Below are 22,897 nucleotides of genomic sequence, written 5' to 3'. Positions count from 1 at the left end.
GCCCGGTCTTGCTTACGTTACAGCCACTTCTCGCCCCAAGCTTGAATCGAATTGGTGACGCCTTCCAGATCTTGACCCTTCTCGGTCAATTCGTATTCAATACGCACCGGCATCTCGGGGTACACCGTACGTTTGATAATGCCGTGGGATTCCAATTCCTTCATGCGATCGGTCAACATCTTGTCGCTCATGTCGGGGATTTGCTCCTTGATGTCCTTGAAGCGCTTCGGGCCGCCCATCATCACTCGGATGATCAACCCTGTCCACTTCTTGCCCAGCAGCTCTGCCGCCGATTCATACTTGGAGCACATCTTGGTATAGTCCATCGGACTCCCCCCTTTCTACAATATCATAGCATATATGTCGCACAAAAGAAAGAAGATACTATAGAAAATAAAGTGCAAAACCGGCCTACATGCGAACCAGCACCAAACCCAGCATCAGGAACGCGAACGCTGCCCACTGGAGAATCGTCAATCTCTCCCGGTAAAGCAGCACGGAGCCAAGCGCGACAACGAGTCCGTTCGTGGCGAAAATAGGAGCGACGAGGTGGGAGGGACCATCGCTTAGCGCAGCGGAATAAAGTTGAAGTCCTCCATACGAGCACACCCCGGCGGCTAGCCCCCAGAGGAAGCCGGTTCGGTGAGAAGCTTTTTTGACTCGCTTGACTGAAGCCGCCCCGTCCGCAATCCGATCTTCCCCGCGCCTGCCGCCCGCCTCCTTGCGGGCGGCGACCGCGAACCAGATCCAGGACAATAGATAGCCTGACCAGAGCACGCTCGTATTATCAAGCCCCATCGAACCCGTGACCTTCAGCCCCCCGTTGCGGAAGAAGAAGAGCAGCATCGCGAACAGGACGAGCGCGTACCAGCGATTGTCCTTTATGGAGATCGAGCGTTCCCCGCGGATACCCAGAAGAATCGCCGCGAGAAGCAGGAAGGCGACGCCGACCATCCCTGCGACCTCCAGCGGCTCGTCGAACCAGAGGGCTCCCATCAGGATAACGAGCAGAATGTTGGCGTTCGTGAGCGGCGACGTCAGGCTGGCGGGCCCGTAATCGAGCGCCTTCATGAACAGGAGATTGCCCCAGGCGGAGCCGAGCCCGACGATCGCGCCTGCGATCCAGACGCGTACGTCCCACGGATCCCAGCTTCTATCGAGCAGGGCTTGTCCCCAGAAGCCGCAAGTGCCGGCCGCATAGAGACCCAGCAGCAGGGAATTCGATGCGCCGCCCCTCATCTGGCTGATTTTCATGAACAGGCCGGCAAGGCCGAAGACGACGGCGCTGCCTATCGCGGAGAGAAACCATAACAACGGGAGAACACCATCCTTACGAGCATCGAGAGCTGACTAGTCCATCTTTGATATTTTGTTACACAATTGAAATATCGCTGTCACTCCATTGTCGCACACCTTGGCTAGAATAAAGCTCAAGACCCCCTTTTCATATTCTTGAAGAACCCTTCAGCGGTGGAGGGTTCTCTTTTTTTTGTCCCGCCGCAAAGCTCAAGTCCGCCGAATCCCGGCGGACTTGTCGTCTTGCGCTTATAGCGGAACCGCGATCTTCCGCTTCTCTTTAAAATAAACCCAACGAGCGAACCCGATCTCCTTCAGCCGAGCCCGAACCTCTTCCCACTCATCCCCGACGCGGGAAGGAAGGTGGGCGTCGGACCCGAACGTCACGTCCGCGTTGAAGTATAAGGCCCTCTCGAGAATCTCGTCCGACGGATACCAGCCGCCGACGTCCTTCGTTTTGCCGCTGGTGTTGATCTCCAGGGCGATATCGTTCGCCGCGACCGCCTTAAGCGCCTCGTCGATCTCCGCTTCCGCCCCCCGAATGTCCGAGAAAGCGGGGTAGTATCCCTTCATGGCGTCGATATGGCCGAGCACCTGGAACACGCCGGAATTCGCGGAATCGCGGATAAGCTCGTAGTAATGCCTTTTCTCCACCGTCTGAACGGCATCCTCCAGGCTTTTCCAACGCTTGCGGTTAAAGATGCTGATTCCTCTCGTCTGGTGAACGGAGCCGATGACGTAATCGAACGGGTACTTGGCGTACTCGGCTCGGTAACGTTCGATATGCTCCGGGAAGTAATCCGACTCCACGCCGAGCAGCACGTCGATTTTGTCCTTGTAACGCTCCTTCAGCTCGAGCACCTGGGCGATATAATTCGGGAATTCGCTCCGAGCCATGGCGATGCCGGGAAAAGGCCGATCCTCAACGTGAGCGAAGTAGGGAGAATGATCGGAGATCCCGATCGCGGTCAGTCCGGCTTCGATGGCCGAACGGATGTACTCTTCGATGACGCCGTCCGCGTGTCCGCAGCGGTCGTGATGGGTGTGCAGATCGAATTTTGCCATATGCGCTTGCCTCCTGGCTGTCTCCCGATAACGGAGCGGATTTAAAATGGGTTATTCGCTTCCGATGAATTGATCCTCCGGCATGCCCTTGAGGTCGTTCAGAAACTGTCGCATCGCGCTGTTCTTGTAACGGCCGGACTTCGTGATGACGCCGACCGGATGCGCGACCTCAAGCTCGGTAACGGGGATCATCTTAAGGGTGCCGCTTCTTAGTTCGTTCGAGATCGACTGCTTGGAGACGATAGCCGCTCCCAGGTTCAGCTCGGCCATTCTCTTCACTTCCTCGCTGCTGCTCAGCTCCATCGCGATGTTGGGCTGAAGCTGGTGCTTCAGGAAGACGCGGTCCGCGAATCGCCTTCCCTGCGTATCCGGGGAGAGCAGAATAAGCGGCACGTCCTTCAGCATGTCGATGGTGACGTGCGGGATCTTGGCCAGCGGATGTCTCGGAGAGACGACGAGCTCGAAGGTGTCGTAATACAGCACGGAAGTCTCCACTTGAGGGTGTTTTTCGGTCAGATAGCCGATGCCGATGTCCACGGTACCGTTTTCCACGCTGGCAAGAACTTGGGAAGACACCATCGACTGGATGGAAGTCTTGATAAGCGGGAATTGATTCTGAAAATAAGATAGCACCCGAGGCAATATCTGTATGGCGATAGACGTCGTCGTCCCCAGAATAATATGCCCTTGCGGAACGTGCTCCAGATCGGACAGCTTCTGCTTAAGCTCTTCCACGATCGTCAGCATCCGTTCGGCATGCTCGAGGAATACTTTGCCCCGATCCGTCAGGGTTACCGGATGGTTGCGATCGACGAGGGTGACCCGGAATTCGTCCTCCAGGCTCTTGATCTGGGCAGATACGGCAGGCTGAGTCAGATTGAGCAGCTCGCCGGCTTTGCGGAAACTGAGCGTCTTCGAGATCGTAAGCAGCGTTTCCAGCTGACTGATGTTCAATGAACCGCCTCCTTCTCCCTTTTCGTTAAAGAAATTTATCAATTCTTGTCGCCCAATAAAAAACATTTTGCGCTACTCTTCATTATAGGCGATTTGGGGAAGGGGAGCAAAAAATAATCGTTGTAGATTTACATTAAATAGTTATAATAGCAGAGGAAACATTCAAATTTGAGTAAAATGACCGTGAAAAGGCGGATGAGAAATGGATACCAAACAAAGCAACTTCAAGCTCGTCATCGCGGGGCTGCTTCTGGGGCTGTTCGCTTCGGCGCTGGATCAGACCATCGTGTCTACCGCCATGGCCGGAATAATCAAGAAGCTGGGCGGAATGGACAAGTTCGTCTGGGTGTACTCGGCTTACATGATCGCGATGGTCGTCTCCACCCCGATCTTCGGCAAGCTGTCCGACATGTACGGGCGCAAGCGGTTTTTCCTCATGGGCCTTACCCTGTTCGTTATCGGTTCCGTTCTGTGCGGAACGTCCGTGAACATGGAGCAGCTAATCGTTTATAGAGCGATTCAAGGGATCGGCGCGGGCGCGCTGACGCCGATCGTGTTCACGATCATCTTCGACCTGTTCCCTCAAGAGAAGCGCGGCAAGATGATGGGACTGTTCGGAGCCGTCTTCGGCATGTCCAGCGTATTCGGTCCGATCCTGGGCGCCCTCATTACCGACAACATCAGCTGGCGTTGGATTTTCTACATTAACGTGCCGATCGGCCTGCTGTCGTTCCTGTTCATTCTCCGGGGCTACAAGGAGTCGCCGAATCATCGGAAGGCAAGCATCGATTGGATCGGCGCAATTCTGCTCGCGGCTTCCGTCCTGTTCCTGATGTTCGCGCTCGAGCTCGGAGGATCGGACGGATGGGCATGGGATTCGGCGCAAATCATCTCGTTCTTCGCGGCAAGCGGCGTGCTGCTGCTGGCGTTCCTGGCAAGGGAACGAGCGGCGAAGGAACCGATCATCGCCCTCGGGCTGTTCAAGAATCGGGTCTTTACGAGCAGCATGATGATCAGCTTCCTCTACGGGGGAGTGATGATCGCGGCGGCGACGTATATTCCGCTGTTTATTCAAGGGGTGTTCCACAAGACGGCCACCGAGACGAGCAGCGTGCTGACTCCGATGATGCTGGGCGTCGTCGCGAGCAGCCAGATCGGCGGCCGGGTCGCCTCGAAGTTCCCTTACCGCAATTCCATGGTGCTGTCGGCGCTCACCTTGCTGATCGGCTGCTCGCTGCTAGGCTTCGCCATGGACCTGAACTCTTCCAGGCTTGTCATCACTTTGTATATGATCGTGGTGGGCCTGGGCATCGGCATCTCGTTCTCGCTGCTGAACATTTCGACGCTGAACTCCGTGCCTCCTCAATTTAAGGGCTCCGCGTCCTCGCTCATTACGTTCTTCCGCACGATGGGCTCGGCGCTCGGCGTCACGGTGTTCGGGGCGCTGCAGAAAGAGAATTTCCAATCGGGCGTACGGGAGCTGCCGGGGGCGAGCCCGCAGATGGCGGAGCAGGTCAAAGGCGGCCAAGCGCTGCTGGATCCCGTTACCCAGTCGAAGATGGGCATTCCGGCGGACGTGCTTAACGAGCTGCTGAACAAGCTGGGGCATTCGATCCTGTTTATTTTCCAATGGTCGGTCCTTCTGCCCGCAGCCGCTCTCCTGTTCGCTATTCTGATGGGAGGCGCGCGGCTTGCGCGGACGGGCGCTCCTGCCGCGACGGCGGCCGCCGCGCCGCAAGAGCCGTCCGCGCGCAGAGGATAAGAACATGTCGATGAAGCTAATGGTGCTCGGCATGCTGACGGAGAAGCCGAGGCATCCGTACGATATCCGCCAGACGATGAAGAAGCGCAATTGGAACGCCTCGTTCCGGCTGCAGGACGGTTCTCTCTATTATGCCGTGGACCAGCTCCGGGAGAGCGGCTTGATCGAAGCGGTCGAAGCTGCCTCGAATGAAGGCGAGAACCGCCATGACCGAACGGTATATCGGATTACGGAAGCGGGAAGGGCGGAGCTGCTTGAGCTCATGTATCCGCAGTTGGAGAAGACGGCCTATCCTCAGCACCCGATGATGATGGCCATGCCGTTCCTCCGGCATGCGGACCAGGAGAGGGTTGCCCAGATCGCCCGGAACCAGCTCGAAGCCTGCCGGAAAAGAATCGGGCGGCTGGAGGAGGCGCTGGAACTCCGCGGAGCGATCATGCCGCACAGCTCGGCCCGCATGATCGAAGGGATGATCGGCTACGGCCGTGCCGAAGAGAAGTGGCTTAGCGACGTTCTGGCCGACGCCTTGGAAGGAAGGTTCGCCGAACGGCGTCAGGAGGAAGGAAGCCCGGCTTGCGAGGGGCTTGCCGGGGAGGAAGAAACGCCGAACTAGTGTCAAAAAGGATACTAGGTCAAAGGAATCATTTTCAGAATGAGAACCGCCATATATCGACAGTTCCGCGGTCTTGTAGTCCTCCGGTTTCAGAAAAATAGTGTACTTGTCCCCTTTCTTTAAGTATAATGAAGGAAATTGGCGAACGGTAAATTTTACTAGGGGGCATGCAGGCATGAAGGCAGAGTTCATTAACCCGTTTCTAGAATCCGCGCGCAATGTTATCGAGCAGATGGTCCAGATCAAGCCCAGCACCGGGCAGCTAAGCGTGAAGGATATCCAATTTGTCGATCATTACGTTTGGATTCAGATCGGAATGACGGGGCAGATGAGCGGCAACATCGTCTTCGGCCTGAGCGAATCCGTCGCCCTTAAGATTATCTCCGCCATGATGGGCGGCTTCGTCATTACGGAGATCGACGAGATGGGCAAGAGCGCGATCTCGGAGCTCAGCAACATGATCAGCGGCAACGCGAGCACGATGCTGTACAACCAAGGCGTTCAAGTCGATATCACGCCTCCGCGCATTTTCCATTCGGACTTGTTCGATTCGCTGGCTTCCGGCAAGGCGCTGGCCGTTCCGCTTATTATGGATGGAATCGGAGAGCTTGAGATTCAAGTGCTGATCGCTTAAGATAATCGTATACCTTTAGATTCGTAAGCCCCGTTAGGGGCTTTTCTTGTGTTCCTTACTCGAAGGGAGGGGTTGAGGAATGAAGGGTTCCGTGCAAAATAAAGTCGTCGTGCTGACCGGCGCATCGAGCGGAGTCGGTGCGGCAACGGCGCGGGTTCTGGCGGAAAAGGGCGCTATCGTCGTTCTGGCCGCCCGATCCATGGACAAGCTGAACAAGGTTGCCGCGGGGATTCGGGGGAAGCATGAGGTCGTTCGGCTGGACGTGACGGACGAAGAGCAGGTGAACGAGGCCGTGCGCTCCATCCATGAACGGTTCGGGCGCATCGACGTTCTCGTCAACAACGCCGGCTTCGGGGAATTCGTCGCTTTCCCGGAAGCGAAGCTTGCCCAGTTCCGGGAGATGATGGACGTCAATTACTTGGGCGTCGTTCGCTGCTGTCAGGCGGTTTATCCTTATATGAGGGAAGCCGGGTCCGGCCATATCGTGAATGTCGCTTCGATCGCGGGCAAGCTGGCCACCTCGAAGTCGACGGCTTATTCCGCGTCGAAGCATGCCCTGCTCGGCTTCACGAACGCTCTCCGCCAGGATCTTAAAGGCACGGGAATCAAAGTATCCGCCGTGAATCCGGGACCGATCGATACCCCGTTCTTCGATCGCGCGGATCCGGAAGGAACGTACGTGCGGAACCTCGGAAGCTTCATGCTGAAGCCGGAGCAGGTGGCGGGCGCCATCGTGAAAGTGATCGAACGGGGTACGCCGGAGAAGGACATGCCCTTCATCTCCGGCTTCGGGGCCAAGCTGTTTCAGCTGTTCCCGAAGTTGACGGACAAGCTGTTATCGGGCATCCTGAATAAGAAGTGATTGGAAGCGAAGAGCTCCGAAATCGAGGGGAGTCGACATAATGAGCGAACATCGGAATTTCCCGGGGAATGAGCCGGAGAATACGGCGGCGGGCACGGAGGCGGAGATGACCGCTCCGGAGCCGGCGGAAGCGGCACCGACGGCCGCAGAGGAAGCGAAGGCTGCTGCCGGAGAAGCGGCAGCGAAGGCGTTCTCCGGGCTCGGACTGGAAGAGAGAATCTCGGCTAAGCTGGCCGAGGAAGGAATCGGCGAACCGACGCCGGTGCAAGCGAGGGCGATTCCCGCGCTGCTGGACGGACGCGACGGCATTCTCCGTTCTCCGACCGGATCGGGCAAAACGCTGGCTTATCTGCTGCCCGTCCTGCAGAGGATCGATGCCTCCAAGAAGGAAACGCAAGCGATCGTGATGGCGCCGACGCAAGAGCTCGCCATGCAGATCGTCCGCGTGGCGGAGACTTACAGCGGCGAGCTCGGCGTTCGCACGGTCGCCTTGATCGGCGGCGCCGCGCTGTCGCGTCAGTTGGAGCGGATGAAGACCCGTCCGCAGCTCGTCGTCGGCACGCCGGGACGGGTTCGCGAAGTCGCCTCGCTGCGCAAGCTGCCGCTTCATCAAGTGCGGATGGCCGTCGTCGACGAGACGGACCGCGTGTTCTCGCTCGGGGGCAAAGGCGACGTGGAGTCACTGCTTAAGGGAATCGCCCGCGAGCGGCAGATCGTCTTCGTCTCGGCCACCCGAACGGAGGCGATGAAGGAGGCGGAAAGCCGCTGGCTGCGGAATCCGTGGGAAGCGGAGCCTGCGAGCGAGGGAGCGGAGCTCGGCTTGCCGAGCACCATCAAGCATGGCTTTATGGTGTGCGACAAACGCGACAAAATCGATCTGATCCGCCGGATCGCCCGAAACCTGAAGCCTTCGGCGGCGCTGATCTTCGTCAACGATATCGAACGGATCGGCGAGCTTCTCGGCAAGCTTCGCTACGAGGGCTTCTCCGTCGACGCCCTGTACGGCGATACGCCGGGCAAGGAGCGCGGCGAGGTCATGCGGAAGTTCCGCGACGGGAAGACGAAGCTCCTTATCGCATCGGATGTCGCCGCCCGCGGACTGGACGTGCCGGGACTTCCGCTCGTCATCCAATACGAGCCGGCGCTCGATGCGGATCACTATGTTCACCGCGCCGGCCGTACCGGCCGCATGGGCCGCGCGGGACAATCGATCATGATGGTCGCTCCGCAGGAGACGTTCATCGTGAACAAGCTGGGCAAGCAGCTCGGCCTTGCCTTCGAGGAGCTGAGGCTGCGGGAGGGCAAGCTTCTGAAAGCGAGCGCGGCCAGAGGGGAGCGCAGGGCTCCGGCGACCGAGCCGGGCGCCAAGCGCCGCGAGCCGGGGGCGGCTTCGCCGACGCAGGCTCGTCCGGTCCGGCTCTCTTCCGAGGGGAAGGCGCCTAAGAGGCAAGAGCCTGCCGATAAGACGGCGACTCCGACGCCTGCTCCTTTGGCCCATTCGATGAAACCGACGAAACCGGCGAAGCCGGCCAAACCGGCCAAACCGGTACTATCGTCCAAAGCGAAGGCGAAAGCGGATCGCAAGAAGGACAGCAAAAACAAGGGAGCGCCCCGTTGGCTCAAGGAGAAACGGAACGCCTCGAACCCGACCGACCCTACCTGATCGTTGCATTATCGTGGGGCTTAAGACCTTATTTTCCAGCGCAATTCTGGGGATAAGGTCTTTTTTTGTGCGACTTTCGCTTTATTTTGCCGAGGTTACCCTACTTCTCCCCGCGAACGGACCGAAGGTTATCAGGGCGAGGGCGGGAACGAGTCTTAGGTGGCTAGGCAAGTTCTGCGCCCCCACTATATATCAGACGAGGGAGTGTTGCACGTATGACACCTGTAAACGAGAATAAGAAAAGCTTGCTGGCAAGCCCGATCCTAAGAAAAAGCGTTGTCGGTACGCTGGCCGTCGGGATGCTGGTCGGCAGCGCAACCGGAGCCTTCGCGGACGGTAAAGGAAACGGTAACAAGAACAACAATTCGGATAATAAATACAAGTCGAAGGTGCAGTTCAACCTGAACTTCGACGACCTGTCGGAGAAGGACATGAAGTGGGCTTACTCCCACATCATCCGCCTCGCTTCCAAGCAAGTGTTCAACGGTTATGAAGACGGCAGCTTCAAGCCGAACAATTCCATCTCCCGCATCGAAGCGATCGTGGCGGCGGTTCGCCTTCTCGGGCTGAAGGAAGAGGCGGAGAAGCCGGAGAACATGAACGCGGAGCTGAACTTCACGGACGCCGACAAGATCGAGAAAAAGTACTCGTGGGCAGTCGGCTACCTCGCGGTCGCGCTGAAGAACGACCTGTTCGACGAATCGACTTCGGCGCTTCAGCCGGAGAAGTCGGCGGACCGCCTGTGGTCGGCGATTCTGCTCGTCAAGGCGCTCGGCCTGGATGAAGAAGCGAAGGCGAAGATGGGCACGACGCTCTCCTTCAAGGACGCGAAGCAGATACCGGCCGGCTCCGTCGGCTATGTAGCGGTCGCGGTCGAGAAGGGTCTCATCACGGGATACTCCGACAACACGTTCAAGCCGAACAAGCCGGTCACCCGCGCCGAGCTCGCCGCTCTGCTGGATCGCGCGGACGAGCAGCTCCCGGATCAAGAGAGCGCTCAAGCGATTAACGGCACGGTCGTCAGCCTGTCCGGAAGCACGCTGACGGTGAAGAAGTCCGACGGCACGACGGTAGGCCTGGCGTTGGCGAACGACGTGTTTATTTTCCGCAACAACACGAAGGTAGCGGCTTCCGCGCTGAAGCCGGGCGATCAGCTGTTCCTCCGGACTTACGAGAACAAAGTCGTCTTCATCGACGTTCTCGATCCCGCGGACGAGGACGTCGTGACCGCGGATGCGGGCACGATCAGCTTCTTCACGCTGAACGCGAACGGCAAGATCGCCACGCTGTCCATCGTAAAGACCGCGAACGGAACGACGTCTACGGTCGTCTATAACGTGTCCGGCGACGTGAAGATCACGGGAGGAGACGGAACGCTCGCCCCGAACAAAGTCGTCAGCCTGAAGATCGTGAACAACGTCGTTACCGAGATTGCCATTCAAGCTTAAGTTTCAAATAGAGTTAACCTAATAGCACCTTGGCCTGGTGCCCGCGCGGCCCGGCCGGAGGCTCGCCTGTTCCATTGTCGGAACGGCGGACTCCGGCCGGGTTTGTTTATGGTTGGAGGGCAATCCCTTGTTTTGAACGGCGATCTCCGCTCGTATATAATGAATCCATATGGAAGAACGAGGCAAGGAGTTGAAGTCGTCATGACGCCGGCATTGGAGATTAACCAGCTGACGGGCGGGTATAGCCAGAGAAGGCCCGTGCTGCACGGAATCAGCTTTACCGTCGAGCCCGGTCAGATGACCGGGTTGATCGGCTTGAACGGAGCGGGCAAGAGCACGACGATTAAGCACATTCTCGGGCTTATGCTGCCCCACTCCGGAGAGGTAAGGGTGGCGGGAGTGAAGCTGGAGGAGGACCGCGATCGCTTCCGCTCTTCCTGCGCATACGTGCCCGAGCAGCCGTCGCTGTTCCCGAACCTGACCGTCGCCGAGCACCTGCGTTGGACCGCGATGGCGTACGGGATCGAGCCGGGGGAGGCGGAGAGCCGCACGGCCAAGCTGGCGGAGACGTTCCGGATGGACAAGGCGATGGGCAACCTGCCGGATACGCTGTCCAAAGGGATGAAGCAGAAGGTCATGCTCATGAACGCTCTGCTCGTGTCGCCGCCGCTGCTCATTATCGACGAGCCGTTCCTGGGGCTTGATCCGCTTGCGACGAGGGCGTTAACGGGAGCTTTGGACGATGCTCGCGCGCAAGGCTCCGCCATTCTGCTCAGCTCCCACATTCTGCCCGCGCTGGAGAGAAGAGCCGACAATCTGGTCGTGCTGCACCAGGGCCGTATTATCGCTTCCGGAACGCCCGAGGAAGTGAAGAAGCAGGCCGGCGGAGCCCAGACGCTGGACGACGCGTTCGAGACGCTTGTTCTGAGCGCCGAACACGGAGGGGGTTCGAAGCTTGGGCGCTAACGAAGAAGAGAAGCTCGGCGAGCTTCGCAAGCTAAGAGCGTCCAGGGCGAAGGCGTTCCGCCAGGAGATTTATCCTCATTTCCGGTATGTTTTCCAGAGCGGGTTCGGCTTGGTTTTGTCGGCGCTCGGGATCACTTTGGTCATGGGATACATACGGACCTTAATGAACATGCCCGAAGACTGGCCGGCCGACATCGTCGGTTGGATCGTCATTGCGCTTATCTGTTTATATGCTCCGCTTCGAACGTACTTCCAGCCTTCGGACACGGTGTTCGTGCTCCCGCTGGAGCGCGGCGTGCTCGACGGCATTCTGAGACCGCTCGTTCGCAAGGCGATGATCTCGAGCGCGATCCGGGTGCTCGTCGCGTTCGGGATCTTCGTGCCTCTCTATGTTCGAGCCCCGGTGACGGAAGCGGCGGCGGATTCCCGTACGATGTGGGCGCTCGGGAGCTTGTTGGCCTTGCTTGCCGTATGGAACGTGCATGCGGCATGGCTGGAGCGGCGCATGGCCGACTCCATCTGGCGCATCGGACTGATGCTAGGGAGATGGGCGGCCGTCGTTGCGATCGTCGCGGCGTTGCTGCTGAAGTCGTTCGGCTTGGCGCTCGGGTTTGCCGTTCTGACGGTTGCCGTCTGGTACCTTCTGTCGCGGCTTTCGCCGAAGCATACTCTTCCGTGGGATCGCCTGATCGCGGAGGAGGGGGCGGCTCGTCGCCGATGGAATCGATTCCTCGGTTGGTTCGTCGACCTGCCGACCGAGTTCGCCCGCCCGGCTCGCCGGAACTGGATCGCGTGGACGGCGGAGCGTCTGCCGTGGAGGCGCGAGAACGCTTGGCGTTACTTGTACGCCAAGACGATGCTGCGCAGCGAGACGTTCGGAGCTCTCTGGCGCTGGAGCGTCCTGCTTATGCTTATCACCGCGTTCGCCGGCAAGCCGGTCATCGACCTGATCACGTTCGTCATCGCGTTCTTCGTCGGCGGCTTGCAGATTACCGAGCTCGGCCGCGTGCGCTTCGCCGAGAGCGCTTCGGTCGTCCCCTTGGCTCAGGAGGAGCGAGGCCGAAGCATCGCTTCCATCGCCCGCGCATGCGGACTCGCGATGGTCGTGCTGCTCTGGCTCGTCGCCTGCTTGCCGAATTGGCCGTTCGACCCGGCGCTCTGGATTCCCGCGCTTGCCGTCGCTCTCTTCTGGACGGGGTGGCTTCTACCCCGGCGGGTGATGAAAAGCTTTGAAGAGGATGAGGATTAGGCCGAGATGGAAGCCGTTTATTCGCTAATTATCAAGGGGCTGTCTCCTAAGTCTATGACTTAAGGGACGGCCCCTTCGAATGTTCTTAGGATAACAGCGTCCGGATTAAAGCAGCCTTCTCGATCTCGAACTCATAAGCCTCCATAATTTTGTTGGCTTCCGCCTTTTTGCCTTTTTTAAACGGATTTTTGGAAGCGCCGTGGAATTCGTGCGGGAAGAGCAAATCGATGTACAAGATTCGGCGTTGGGCTTCCGTTAGAGCGAATACGGATTCATAACAAGCGATAATTCGTTGGAGTTCGTCTTCCTCCCACCGCTGCAGCTCGTCCATGCGCTTGACGATCAGCTTGCGAACATCCCGCAAAGGGATATCGTAGGTCAGGTTGTCGAGGTCCAGAATATAGACGTTATGGCCGGACAACAGGGCATTGCCGGATCCGTAATCTTGATGGCATAGATAACCGCGATCCCCGATTTGCTCGACCCACTCGGCATAACACGACGATTGAAGCAATCGCAAGGCCTGATTCGCCATGTCCAGCATGGCATCTACCGTTTGCAAATAAGCTTGGTGAAAAGGGGATCGTTCCTGCTGCGCCGCCTTTTTCCATTTCGCCAGCTCTTCTATTAACTTCTCATAATGATCCGGCCATGCTCCCATCCGCGAAGAGATCTCGCTGTCCTCAGGGGGAACGTACCCGACGGAATCCAGATGAAACCGGGCAAGCCCCTTTAACCCGAACGCTAAATGTTCAGGATCCTCATCCATCTGAAGATCGCTTCCCTCTATCCACTGGTAGAGAGCCAACGCATACCCTTCATGGACAAAAAACAGCCGCCCGTTGCGCGTCGGGGCTATTCTGGCAACCAATGCCCCTTTTCTGTACAAATAATCTTGCGCGGACGTCGTGAAGCGGACGCTGGGAATCGATTTGCGGATCCGTTTAAGGCAATGGGTCCCCTGCGAGGTTTCCATCTTCCAGATGGTCTTGATCCCTCCGCTCTGAATCACGTTCATCTCGTACACTTCCCAATCGGGATAGTTCTCTATCATGAATTGCTTCCCTAATTCCAGCAGCCGTTGTTGATCATCCAAGGCCGATCACCTCGTCTATACGGGATTCGAAGGACTGAAGCACCGCTTCTTTGCTGGTCTCGGCGGCAATCATATCGTTTAGCCTGCTCACGTGCTTATGCGGGGTCCAGCCTGGTTCCCTGTTCTGATAGTATTTCGATACTTGCCCGTAAAAGAGATGCGGGAAACGAAGGTCCGCCATTAACACGGAGTACTGGTCCTTGGTCAGCGGATGGACTTCCTGGTAGGCCTTCAGCATCTTCACCATGAGCTCAAGATCCCACCGATCTCTCTTCTTCATGACTTTGTTTAGGATTTTTCTTATATCGCGTACGGGAAGGTCGAACGTTAACGAATCCATATCGTAAACATAAAGCTCGCCGGTTGCCGTAATGGCCAAATTGCCCGCGGCATAGTCCTGGTGGTTTAACCATTTCTCCGTCTTCGCCGCTTCTACCCATTGGCGATAAGGAGGCTGGTCCAACAAATCGAGGGAGGACCGGGCTTGCTCAAGCAAAGCATCGGCATGCTTCAGGAAAAGAACATCGAACTCCGTCTTGTGCGTTGCGCGCGACCGTTCCTGTTGCCATTGTTCCAACTGGTTTATTCTCTTTGCGAAGTCCTCGTTCCATTCTCCCAAATGCGAAGTGGCCTTCGTGCCGGGCGGAACTTCGATTCCTCGAGAGGCTTTATGGAAGAGCGCCATGCCTTTTAAGACCAAGAGAAGCTCCTCTTCGATTTCATATTCGGGAGATCTTCCGCGGATCGCTTCCAGCAGAATGAAGTTCTCGCCATCCGAGCGAACGTAAGATTCGCCCGTCTTCGTTCGGAACACGCCGGGTGTGCGGACCCCGTTGCCCTTAAGATATTCGATGGCGTGAATCATGAATTTCAGACGTTCCTCGCTGATGGGAATCTTCTTGAGTATCGCCTCGCCCGCGTCGGTTTGAATCGCCCATACGGATTTCGGTCCTTTGAAGGACAGCAGCATGATCTTGTCCGCCTTAATCGGATAATGGGAAACGGCCTTATTGGCAACTTCCGAGAAGCTAGCATCCATAGATGATCTTCCTTTCTCTCTTATTTCCATCAATCTATGAACGGCAAGGATATTTTGCTTGTATTTTTACACTTGTATTCAAGACTATTTTTGTAGCATTCTCATGGATTTTACGTATCATATTTCAATCTATTAAAAGGAAGTGAGCATCATGAAGTTAGAGGAGGAATTTGTAGGAAACGGCAAGCAGTTCGCTAAGTTTCTTCAGCAGATGGTAAACCAAATAGAAGGGGACGGGCTTGTCATTCGGGGCGAAAAAGTGGCCATGCCGGTTCAAGACGTGGAGTTTAAGATCAGTTTCAAAAACGAGCTGGGAGAAAATAAGCTGTCTATCAAGATGGAGTGGATGGACGGTTAGGAGGCAAATCCGATGAAGGTCGCTCTTATCTCCACTGAGATGAATCCTGTTCCGCCTGTGGTGGGGGGAGCTATCCAAACCTATATCGAGGGAGTGCTCCCTTATTTATCGACCGATTATGAAGTGACGGTTCTAAGCGTGAAGCATGAAAGTCTGCCGGAATTCGAGTTTAGCGACCGGGTAACGTATTTCCGGTTCGATCGGACTTTGTACGAGCATCATGTCTTCGATCATCTCCAGCGCCATTCCTATGATATTCTGCACGTGTTTAATCGCCCTCATTTTATTCTGAATTACCACCATGCCTCCCCCCGAAGCAAACTCATTCTATCCTTGCACAATGAGATGATGGCGGAGAACAAAATATCGACGTTTAGAGGGAACCGCGTCGTGACCCTTTGTCATGCAATCGTTACCATCAGCCAATACATCAAAAACACGGTCATTGATCGGTTTCCCCATGCGGAGGAGAAGACCTATCCGATTTATTCGGCCGTCGACATGCAAAGGTATCGTCCTTATTGGATGGACGAAGCGGTCCGGGAGAAAAGGATTCGACTGCGCGAAGAGTTCGGTCTTAAGGGTCGCAAGGTGATCTTGTTCGTCGGAAGATTAAGCAAAGTAAAAGGCGTCCATCTGCTCATTCAAGCCATGGAGATCGTGGCCGCCAAGCATCCGAACGCGATGCTTCTGATCGTGGGCAGCAAGTGGTTCGGCACGAACGAAACGAATAAATACGTGGACTCCCTGCACGACTTAGCTCGGTCTATCCCGAATAACGTTAAGTTTGCCCGTTTCGTCCCTCCTTCCCGGGTTCCGGATTTCTATGCCATGGCGGATCTGTTCGTTTGCGTTTCGCAGTGGAACGAGCCTTTGGCGCGAGTGCATTATGAAGCCATGGCTTCGGGTCTCCCGATCCTGACGACGGACCGCGGGGGCAACACGGAAGTCGTTCAGCACGGTTGGAACGGCCTGGTTCTCTCTAACTCGGAATATAACCAGCCCGAAGCGATCGCCCATTCCATCTTCAGGCTGCTTCAAAATGAAGACGAAGCCAGTGCGCTAGCCTATGCAGGATATTTATCCGCCAAGAGAAATTTTACTTTCGACCGGTTGGGGAACGACATTAAAGCGGTATATGAACGGATTACGAAATAAAAACAAGCGAGGGGGGACAAGTCGTCTCCCCTCGCTTGTTAAAGGAGTCTTACTCCGGAACCCCTTGAGTCACCCCATGAACGTAAGTTTGCCATGGAGTATCCAGAGCTCCTTGCCCCGGATTATAGGTGAAGAAGTACTGGACCGTATCCCCGTCCTGCAGATTGTTGACCGGATAGGCGAAGTTGCCGTTGCCCGTTGGGGTCATCGCTACGTTCAACTGCACGCCTCCGTTGACGATATAGTGCAAATCCGCGAAGGTGGCGCCGTTCACGTAGAACTGCAGGTTATCTCCGATTATTTTGAGTCCCTTCACGGAGTCGCCGACGACGTAAACGGTGGAAGGAGGAGACACGACCGTGACGGTCGAGCTGGCCGTAAAACTGCCATCCGCCGTAGTCGCCGTAACGGTTGCCGTGCCCGGAGCGACTCCGGTCACGAGGCCGTTCGAGCTCACGGCAGCGATGGAGGAGTTCGAGACGGACCAGGAGACTTGCTTGTTCGTCGCGTTGGAAGGAGCCACCGCGGCGTTTAATTGCACGCTTTGCCCAACTTCCACCTGAGCGGACGACGGACTGACCGTGACTCCGGTAACCGCGACGTTCCCGGGATTCTGGCCGCCGCTGCCTTCTTCGTAGACTCGCACATAATCGACCTGCATCGTCGCGGGGATATCGGACGGGTCGGGAGTCCGGAGACCGTCGAAGTATCCTCCTACGGCGAGGTTCATGATGAGGTAGAACGGTTGATCGAACGGAGCGTCCGGATCGTTCGGAGCGGCGACGGAATACCATTGGGCGCTCGTGACCTTGAAGAAGAACTTGCCGTCCACGTACCACTTGATGTTGTCGTCTTCCCAGACCATCGAGTACACGTGGTAATCGCTCGCGAAGGTTTGCCCCGAAGGGAAGTAGTACTCGCCTGCGATGTACTGGTTCACGGGCCATTGGCCGCCGAAGTGGACGGCGCCGCTCGTCGTGCCGGGCAGGCGTCCTTTGGCTTCCATGATGTCGATTTCGCCGGACGCGGCCCAAGCGCCGTAGACGGAATCCTCCGGAAGCATCCAGAGCGCCGGCCAGATGCCATCGCCGGTCGGCAGCTTCGCCCGAATGTCCACTCTTCCGTACTGGAAGGAGAATTTGTCCTTGGTGTTGATCTTGCCGGAAGAATATTGCGCTATCCGGTTGGGATCCTGAGGGAACGATTGCGGGTCGTTCAGCGCCCGAATGTTCAGCGATCCGTTCTGCACGAATACGTTCTGGGAGCTGTTCGTATAATGCTGCTGCTCCGCATTGCCCCAGCCCCAGCTGTTCGGATCGTTGCTGATGTAATAGCCGAGCTCGTAGTTCCACTTGCTCGTGTCGAGCGCGGTGCCGCCGAACTCATCCTGCCAGACGAGATCCATTCCCGCGATAGACGGGTCGCTCGGCGTTCCGATCTCGATATCGCCTTGATCCGAGACGTCGGGACGGGGAGCGTTCGGATTGCCGATAAAGCTGTAGGTCACCCAGTTGTTGCCGACGCTGCCTCCCAGCTGCCCGTTCAAGGGGTAGCCGATCCGAAGCTGCATATCCTCCTGGATAGGCTGGAACCAGAGCCCGTAGATATAGTCGGCCCAGTATCCCCATTGGTTGGCGGCGGACATGTTGTTGTAGCCGTTGCCGGAGTAGACGAAGCTGCTCAGAGCCGAATTGCTCAGCTCGACCCATTGTCCGTTGCGGTAGATTTGATAGACGTATTTGCCGAGCTCGGTCCCGATCGGAGCGCCCCCGTCGATCTTAGGCAGCGGGATGCCGATGGCGCCGTTCGCATCGGCCGTATATGTCGTTCCGTCATAAGGAGTTAGGTTGTAGGAGTTTCTAACGGGCACATTGAAGGTGATCGTATAAATCAAGCTGGCGCCCGAGCTGATAGATTCCAATTTCACGTTGATGGATTCCGTCACGGTAAACCAGTAGCCGCCGCTCCCATCGGTGAATTGGCCGAAGTTGACGTCGTAGATCCAGCCGCTGGCCGCGTTGTTGTCGATGTCGATCCAGGTGCTGCCGGTTACCGGCTTGACGTACACCTTCAGGTCGTCGGCGACGGCCGCATAGGGAATGGAGGCATTATTGTTGAAAATAGGGTACGTAAACCCGGCGCCGCCCGTGAAGCCCGCCGTGAGCTGAGGTCCTTGCGTCGGCGTCATCGACGTGATCGTGGTCGTGTTGATGTTCGTGAACGCGAGCGTGTAATCGAGTGTAACCCCGTTCGCCTTGGAATAGAGCCGGATCTCCGTCGTCGCGGAGAGAGTGAACCAATAGCCGTAGACGCCGCCATCGTTCCAGTGGCCCCAGTTCTGGTTATAGACAAATCCGCCGACGCTGTCGATATCGACCCAGTTGCCTCCCGATTTGACCTTGACGCCCACATCGTCGGCTACGTCGGTCCAAGTAGCGGCGCCTCCGTTGAAGATCGGCATGACGAAGCCGTAGCTTGCCTGGCCGACTCCCGACTTGGAGATGACGGGGCCGTCCGATGCCGAGAAGTAAGCCATGGACGTAACGGTCGTTCCGGCAGCTTCGGCTCCCCGGAGCCATGAAGTCGGAACAAGCCCGCTGCCCGCCAGCAGGACGAACGCGAGCAGCAGACGCAGCGCCTTCCTCGTGCCCCTTTTCCCCGGATGGATAAAACTCTTCATAATTACCCTCCTTTAAATAGAAAATGGCGTCCCCTTTTTGATGGCGTCGGAAACCGCTTTCAACAGGGAGACACCTTTATTCTAGCGAGAGGGACAATCGGATGAATAGGTGCGAGAGTTTTGATGGTGGCGCATTATTTTGGGTTTCGCGTTTACCCGATTGACTCTGACATTAGCGTCAGGCTATATAATGAGAGAAAGTTCAACGGCTAGGAAAGGGGCATTCGATATGATTACGCCGCAGGAAGAAACCATGATCAAGGCTTTGCGCGAGGCAGGGTTCCCCCCTTTATATGTTCTCATTCGAGTGAGGAACGATATCGCGAACGACGCAGGCAATATCGCTCTGGACCAGCGAGACGGCATTGTGAATACATTGGAGAAATACATAGGTCCGCTGTGGGAAGATTATCATGCTCATAAAAAGTAACAAAAGCAATAAAGGCGCCCCGTCGCAGGGCGCCTCTGCTGTTATACCGGATCAGAGAGCCGTGTCCCGTACCTCTTCCTCGCTGTCCGCCTGCTGCCGCATTCGTTCCCGGTATTCCGTGGGCTGCATGTGCATCGTCTCCCGGAAGGCGCGCGTGAAGCTCTTGTAGCTCTCGTACCCGACCATGGAGGCGATCTCGACGATCTTGCGATCGGTCTCGGCCAGCAGCCGCCGGGCTTTGTCCAGGCGCACGTCCCGCAGGTATTCGGCGAAGCCCTTGCCCACGTTCTTCTTGAACAGGTTGGAGAAGTAGGCGTAGTTGAGCGACACGTGATTCGAGACCATCGCGAGGTCCAGCGGCTTATGGTAGCTTTCGTGGATAAACCGGATCGCTTCGTTCAGGTCCTGCGAATGGCGATAGCTGCACTTGTATTCGTAATAGAACTGATTCAGCCGGAGAAGCTGCTGCTGCAGAGCCTGAATATATGCGCGGATGCCCGGATAGTCGAACAGACTGCGCAAGCAGTCGAGATCGAGGGCGTTCTCTCCCATGTAGGGACGGATGACTCGCTCGTACTCTTCCATCATCCCGACCGCGGCGCGGCTGAGCTGCAGCGTGTACCGGATGGGATAACGCTGCAGCACCTCCTTGCGGAAGAGCATGGAGAGGCCTTGCGCGATTCGGGAGCCGTTGTCGGTTCCGATTAGTTGGAAAAGGGCATAGAGCTCTTCATAGGGAAGCTGCCATTGCGGCTCCAGCCGCTCGAGATGCGAGGGAAGGAGGCAGCGGACATCCGGGAAAAGGTAGCTGTGCCGGTATAGCTCAAGCGCTTGCGCGTAGCCGCCGGGCAGCTCTCTCAAGCCTTTCCGCGGGCCGGTCATGGCGAGGACGGCGTCTACCTGTACGGACTGGAGCGCGGCCGGCAAAGCCCCCGTATCCACGCTTGCATCGACCGCGAGAATCAGGTAGGGCTGGCGCTGCAGGCACAAGCAGCCCTGCTTGCCGTAGACCTGATAGGCAATGGACTCCATGCTGTGGGCGCCGACGGCTCCCGGTTGGTTAATCCGCCGTTCCTCCCGCAGCAGGCAGAGACGATAGCGGCTCCACAGCTCCGGCAACTGCTGCTCGGTATGCCGAATCCACGCCTCATCGTTAACCGCGCCTTGCATAAACAAGCGCAGCTCCTTGCGGTCGGTTTCGCGGGCGCGGCGGGAGACGTGCTTCATGTTGCGGGAGAGCTCCAGCCGGGTCTGAATCTCTTGCGCCGCTTTCTCAACCGAGGCTTGAAGATCCTCCCGCTTCACGGGCTTGAGCAGGTAGCCCTTGGCCCCAAGGGCGATGGCCCGCTGCGCATAGGCAAAATCGCCGTAGCCGCTGATGATCAGGTAATCGACCTTGATGCGTTCTTCCCGGGTTCGCTCCATCAGCGCAAGGCCGTCCATATCGGGCATCCGGATATCGGTGATCACGAGCTGGATGCTGTGCTCGCGCAGCAATTGCAGCGCCTCGATCCCGTTAGCGGCCCCATAAAGGCCGTCAAGCGGAAGAGGGAATTGGCGCAGCATCGCCTGCAGGCCGTCGCGGATATGCTTCTGATCGTCCACAACAAGGATGCCGATCATCTCCTACCAACCTCCCAAATTTACATTTTCCCAAGGCAATCGTAGAGTTACGCTCGTGTAATCTCCTAGCACGCTGTCCATCCATAAGCCGCAGTCCTTGCCGTAATGGAGCTGGAGACGCTTGTGCACGTTCTCCAAGCCGAGCCCGTTGTTGCCCGCGACGATCGGCTTATCCGAATCGTCCAGCAGAGCGGCCTGCAGGCGGGCCAGAACCTCCGGATCGACGCCAGCGCCGTCGTCCCGGATCTCGATGAGAAGATGACGATCCTCCTCCACGCGGACGCTAATTTGAATGCGCACGCTTCCGCCGGGAGGAACCGCATGATGGACGGCATTCTCGACGATGGGCTGCAAGCACATCTTCGGGATCGCGTAACGAAGCACCTCTTGGGGGAGATCCGCCGTCAAGCCGATGCTGCCGCCATCCATGAAGTTGATGAAATGGATATAGCTGCGAATGTTGGCCAGCTCCTCGCCGAGGGTCACGGTGTCGCTGCGCCACTGCATGCTGTAGCGGAGCTGCGAGCCCAAGGAGACGAGAGCATCGGCGATAGCGGGCTGCCTCTGCACCTCCGCTTTCATTCGAATGGATTCCAGCGCGTTATAGAGAAAGTGCGAATTGATCTGCGAGTGAAGCGAATGAAGCTGCGCGTTCTTGGCGATCAGCTGCTTATCCACCACCTGCGTCATCAGGCGCTTAATCTCGTCCAGCGTGTTGTTGTAGCTGATGGCTACCTCGTCGATCTCGTCGCCGGCTTCGTTCGCTCCCAGGCCGGTGTCGATCTTCGCGTCCAATTGGCCCCGGCGCACCTTGCGCATGGAGATCAGCACGCTGTCCAACCGCCGGAAAATACGGCGGGTCGTAAACGTAACGAGCAGCATGATGAGCAGCAGCACGACCAGGGTTATCGCCAGGACGATCGCGTACCAGCTGCGCGGGCCCTCCATGAGAGCCTGATGGGAAGCGATGTCCATCACGTAGGCGTTCAGCGGAGCAATGTAGCGGTACAGCGCGTAGTAAGTGTGATCGCCAACGCGTACCTTAACGGGATCGTCCTGCTGCAGAGCATCGAGCCGCTCGTGGACTCGGCTCAGAATGACATTCAGATCCTCCCCGGCGTTCCGGGTGAAGGCATGATTCGGATGATAGATGATTCGGGAGGGATCCTCGGCGTCCATTACGACGGAGAAGAAGTCCCCTTCGGTCTCTTCCAGCAGATTGGCGAAGAACGTGCCGTGCTCCGAGCGAATCTCCATAATGGTAGGAAGCTTGCGCTGCTGATTCGGCAGGCGCACCAACCGATAGTAGGAAAGGGTATGCTCGCCGTCCCGCAAGGAGAAGAGACGGAACGCCGCGCCGCCCTCGTCTCGCAAGGTCAGCCAATAATCCTGCGGCTCGAACCGGTCGTAACGGTAGATTTCCGGCCAAATCTCGTACAGGTTCGGGTTGTCGACGTAGAAGCTGAGCTCGCCGACCATCTCATGGCTCTGGACGATGTTATGCAGCTGCTCGAATTGATTTTGCTTGAATTTGACGAGGCGGAGGCCGTCCCCGAGCATATCGGAGTGAATATAATCGATGAAGGCTTTCTGAGTCAGCACGGTTGAGGAAGCGTTTGCAAGAACGTCCAGCCGGCTGCGCAATTGCTCGTTCAGCCGGGCGACATGGCTGGAGCCTGCGGCCATCGCTTCCTTATAGAGCTGAGTCTCCTGCGTGCGGATAAAGAGAAAGGAGACCAGGATGGCCGGGACCGCGATCGCCAGGCTGAAGGCCAGAATCAGCTTATGGGAGATGCGGGAATTGCGGTACAGCTTTCTTAATCTAGCGAGCATGTCTCTCATTCGGATGCCCCCCCACCTCCGTAATATACCATATTTGGCAAATCGACCGGAAGGAGGGAAGCCCAAAGGAGAAGCGGGAGGAAAGCCGATGGAAAGCCGATGGAAAACCGACGGAAAGTCGACGGAAAGCCGACGGAAAGCCGACAATACCGGCCGCCC

20 protein-coding genes are annotated in these 22,897 nt (G+C 57.2%); 11 read left to right on the top strand and 9 right to left on the bottom strand.

Annotated elements, in window-relative coordinates; translation table 11 throughout:
• Positions 1–17 precede the first annotated feature (17 nt).
• The 4 genes from H7B67_RS00735 to H7B67_RS00720 form a co-directional block, all read right to left on the bottom strand.
• The gene (locus H7B67_RS00735; protein ID WP_185117890.1) at positions 18–326 is read right to left on the bottom strand and encodes a winged helix-turn-helix transcriptional regulator; all 309 of its coding nucleotides are present in this window, start codon (positions 324–326) and stop codon (positions 18–20) included.
• 85 nt (positions 327–411) lie between these two features.
• A complete protein-coding gene (locus H7B67_RS00730) occupies positions 412–1,314 on the bottom strand; it encodes a DMT family transporter (RefSeq protein WP_185117889.1) in 903 nt (300 codons plus the stop codon).
• Between the two features lie 231 nt (positions 1,315–1,545).
• Positions 1,546–2,361, bottom strand: coding sequence for a histidinol-phosphatase (locus H7B67_RS00725; protein WP_185117888.1), 816 nt, complete (start codon positions 2,359–2,361; stop codon positions 1,546–1,548).
• 51 nt (positions 2,362–2,412) lie between these two features.
• A complete protein-coding gene (locus H7B67_RS00720; RefSeq protein WP_185117887.1) occupies positions 2,413–3,315 on the bottom strand; it encodes a LysR family transcriptional regulator in 903 nt (300 codons plus the stop codon).
• 202 nt (positions 3,316–3,517) lie between these two features.
• Between H7B67_RS00720 and H7B67_RS00715 the strand changes: the two genes are divergently transcribed.
• The 8 genes from H7B67_RS00715 (at position 3,518) to H7B67_RS00680 (ending at position 12,512) form a co-directional block, all read left to right on the top strand.
• The gene (locus H7B67_RS00715; RefSeq protein ID WP_185117886.1) at positions 3,518–5,077 is read left to right on the top strand and encodes an MDR family MFS transporter; all 1,560 of its coding nucleotides are present in this window, start codon (positions 3,518–3,520) and stop codon (positions 5,075–5,077) included.
• Between the two features lie 4 nt (positions 5,078–5,081).
• Positions 5,082–5,690 (top strand): PadR family transcriptional regulator, encoded by a 609-nt coding sequence (locus tag H7B67_RS00710; RefSeq protein ID WP_185117885.1) that lies wholly within the window; start codon positions 5,082–5,084, stop codon positions 5,688–5,690.
• A 175-nt stretch (positions 5,691–5,865) separates the two neighbouring features.
• On the top strand, positions 5,866–6,324 hold the full coding sequence (locus tag H7B67_RS00705) for a chemotaxis protein CheX (protein ID WP_185117884.1): 459 nt from the start codon (positions 5,866–5,868) through the stop codon (positions 6,322–6,324).
• 79 nt (positions 6,325–6,403) lie between these two features.
• Positions 6,404–7,186: an SDR family NAD(P)-dependent oxidoreductase gene (locus tag H7B67_RS00700; RefSeq protein ID WP_185117883.1), complete on the top strand. Its 783-nt coding sequence runs from the start codon at positions 6,404–6,406 to the stop codon at positions 7,184–7,186.
• A 40-nt stretch (positions 7,187–7,226) separates the two neighbouring features.
• Positions 7,227–8,849 carry a DEAD/DEAH box helicase gene (locus H7B67_RS00695; RefSeq protein ID WP_245363776.1) on the top strand — a complete coding sequence of 541 codons (1,623 nt, stop codon included), beginning with the start codon at positions 7,227–7,229 and terminating at the stop codon, positions 8,847–8,849.
• A gap of 215 nt (positions 8,850–9,064) precedes the next feature.
• The gene (locus H7B67_RS00690) at positions 9,065–10,297 is read left to right on the top strand and encodes an S-layer homology domain-containing protein (RefSeq protein ID WP_185117882.1); all 1,233 of its coding nucleotides are present in this window, start codon (positions 9,065–9,067) and stop codon (positions 10,295–10,297) included.
• 201 nt (positions 10,298–10,498) lie between these two features.
• Positions 10,499–11,263: an ABC transporter ATP-binding protein gene (locus tag H7B67_RS00685; RefSeq protein WP_185117881.1), complete on the top strand. Its 765-nt coding sequence runs from the start codon at positions 10,499–10,501 to the stop codon at positions 11,261–11,263.
• Positions 11,253–12,512 (top strand): ABC transporter permease, encoded by a 1,260-nt coding sequence (locus tag H7B67_RS00680; RefSeq protein WP_185117880.1) that lies wholly within the window; start codon positions 11,253–11,255, stop codon positions 12,510–12,512. Before H7B67_RS00685 ends, H7B67_RS00680 begins: the two co-directional genes overlap by 11 nt.
• 85 nt (positions 12,513–12,597) lie before the next feature.
• Here the strand turns inward: H7B67_RS00680 and H7B67_RS00675 are convergent, their stop codons facing one another.
• Positions 12,598–13,608: a CotS family spore coat protein gene (locus H7B67_RS00675; protein ID WP_185117879.1), complete on the bottom strand. Its 1,011-nt coding sequence runs from the start codon at positions 13,606–13,608 to the stop codon at positions 12,598–12,600.
• Positions 13,601–14,647: a CotS family spore coat protein gene (locus H7B67_RS00670; RefSeq protein WP_185117878.1), complete on the bottom strand. Its 1,047-nt coding sequence runs from the start codon at positions 14,645–14,647 to the stop codon at positions 13,601–13,603. The genes H7B67_RS00675 and H7B67_RS00670 overlap by 8 nt, the downstream gene beginning before the upstream one ends.
• Positions 14,648–14,798: 151 nt before the next feature.
• Between H7B67_RS00670 and H7B67_RS00665 the strand changes: the two genes are divergently transcribed.
• Both H7B67_RS00665 and H7B67_RS00660 read left to right on the top strand, forming a co-directional pair.
• The gene (locus H7B67_RS00665) at positions 14,799–15,005 is read left to right on the top strand and encodes an amphi-Trp domain-containing protein (protein WP_185117877.1); all 207 of its coding nucleotides are present in this window, start codon (positions 14,799–14,801) and stop codon (positions 15,003–15,005) included.
• Between the two features lie 12 nt (positions 15,006–15,017).
• The gene (locus tag H7B67_RS00660) at positions 15,018–16,163 is read left to right on the top strand and encodes a glycosyltransferase family 4 protein (protein WP_185117876.1); all 1,146 of its coding nucleotides are present in this window, start codon (positions 15,018–15,020) and stop codon (positions 16,161–16,163) included.
• Between the two features lie 49 nt (positions 16,164–16,212).
• On the opposite strand, the gene H7B67_RS00655 is transcribed toward H7B67_RS00660, so the two are convergent.
• Positions 16,213–18,843 (bottom strand): family 16 glycosylhydrolase, encoded by a 2,631-nt coding sequence (locus tag H7B67_RS00655; RefSeq protein WP_185117875.1) that lies wholly within the window; start codon positions 18,841–18,843, stop codon positions 16,213–16,215.
• 229 nt (positions 18,844–19,072) lie between these two features.
• Between H7B67_RS00655 and H7B67_RS00650 the strand changes: the two genes are divergently transcribed.
• The gene (locus H7B67_RS00650; protein ID WP_245363777.1) at positions 19,073–19,273 is read left to right on the top strand and encodes a hypothetical protein; all 201 of its coding nucleotides are present in this window, start codon (positions 19,073–19,075) and stop codon (positions 19,271–19,273) included.
• 51 nt (positions 19,274–19,324) lie between these two features.
• Here H7B67_RS00650 and H7B67_RS00645 read toward each other — a convergent pair whose 3' ends face one another.
• Positions 19,325–20,896, bottom strand: coding sequence for a response regulator (locus H7B67_RS00645; RefSeq protein WP_185117874.1), 1,572 nt, complete (start codon positions 20,894–20,896; stop codon positions 19,325–19,327).
• A 3-nt stretch (positions 20,897–20,899) separates the two neighbouring features.
• Positions 20,900–22,738, bottom strand: a complete 1,839-nt coding sequence (locus H7B67_RS00640) for a sensor histidine kinase (protein ID WP_185117873.1) — start codon at positions 22,736–22,738, stop codon at positions 20,900–20,902.
• Positions 22,739–22,897 lie beyond the last annotated feature (159 nt).

Origin of the sequence: Cohnella thailandensis (assembly GCF_014212135.1) — a bacterium.
GTDB lineage: Bacteria > Bacillota > Bacilli > Paenibacillales > Paenibacillaceae > Cohnella > Cohnella thailandensis.
Note: the sequence above shows the minus strand (reverse complement) of the source record. Positions and strands in the feature narration are given on the sequence as shown.

Coding starts and splice junctions, on each gene's coding strand:
- H7B67_RS00735 (WP_185117890.1), bottom strand. CDS start 326: ATGGACTATACCAAGATGTGCTCCAAGTATGAATCGGCGGCAGAGCTG.
- H7B67_RS00725 (WP_185117888.1), bottom strand. CDS start 2,361: ATGGCAAAATTCGATCTGCACACCCATCACGACCGCTGCGGACACGCG.
- H7B67_RS00715 (WP_185117886.1), top strand. CDS start 3,518: ATGGATACCAAACAAAGCAACTTCAAGCTCGTCATCGCGGGGCTGCTT.
- H7B67_RS00710 (WP_185117885.1), top strand. CDS start 5,082: ATGTCGATGAAGCTAATGGTGCTCGGCATGCTGACGGAGAAGCCGAGG.
- H7B67_RS00705 (WP_185117884.1), top strand. CDS start 5,866: ATGAAGGCAGAGTTCATTAACCCGTTTCTAGAATCCGCGCGCAATGTT.
- H7B67_RS00700 (WP_185117883.1), top strand. CDS start 6,404: ATGAAGGGTTCCGTGCAAAATAAAGTCGTCGTGCTGACCGGCGCATCG.
- H7B67_RS00695 (WP_245363776.1), top strand. CDS start 7,227: ATGAGCGAACATCGGAATTTCCCGGGGAATGAGCCGGAGAATACGGCG.
- H7B67_RS00690 (WP_185117882.1), top strand. CDS start 9,065: ATGACACCTGTAAACGAGAATAAGAAAAGCTTGCTGGCAAGCCCGATC.
- H7B67_RS00685 (WP_185117881.1), top strand. CDS start 10,499: ATGACGCCGGCATTGGAGATTAACCAGCTGACGGGCGGGTATAGCCAG.
- H7B67_RS00670 (WP_185117878.1), bottom strand. CDS start 14,647: ATGGATGCTAGCTTCTCGGAAGTTGCCAATAAGGCCGTTTCCCATTAT.
- H7B67_RS00665 (WP_185117877.1), top strand. CDS start 14,799: ATGAAGTTAGAGGAGGAATTTGTAGGAAACGGCAAGCAGTTCGCTAAG.
- H7B67_RS00660 (WP_185117876.1), top strand. CDS start 15,018: ATGAAGGTCGCTCTTATCTCCACTGAGATGAATCCTGTTCCGCCTGTG.
- H7B67_RS00655 (WP_185117875.1), bottom strand. CDS start 18,843: ATGAAGAGTTTTATCCATCCGGGGAAAAGGGGCACGAGGAAGGCGCTG.
- H7B67_RS00650 (WP_245363777.1), top strand. CDS start 19,073: ATGATTACGCCGCAGGAAGAAACCATGATCAAGGCTTTGCGCGAGGCA.
- H7B67_RS00645 (WP_185117874.1), bottom strand. CDS start 20,896: ATGATCGGCATCCTTGTTGTGGACGATCAGAAGCATATCCGCGACGGC.
- H7B67_RS00640 (WP_185117873.1), bottom strand. CDS start 22,738: ATGAGAGACATGCTCGCTAGATTAAGAAAGCTGTACCGCAATTCCCGC.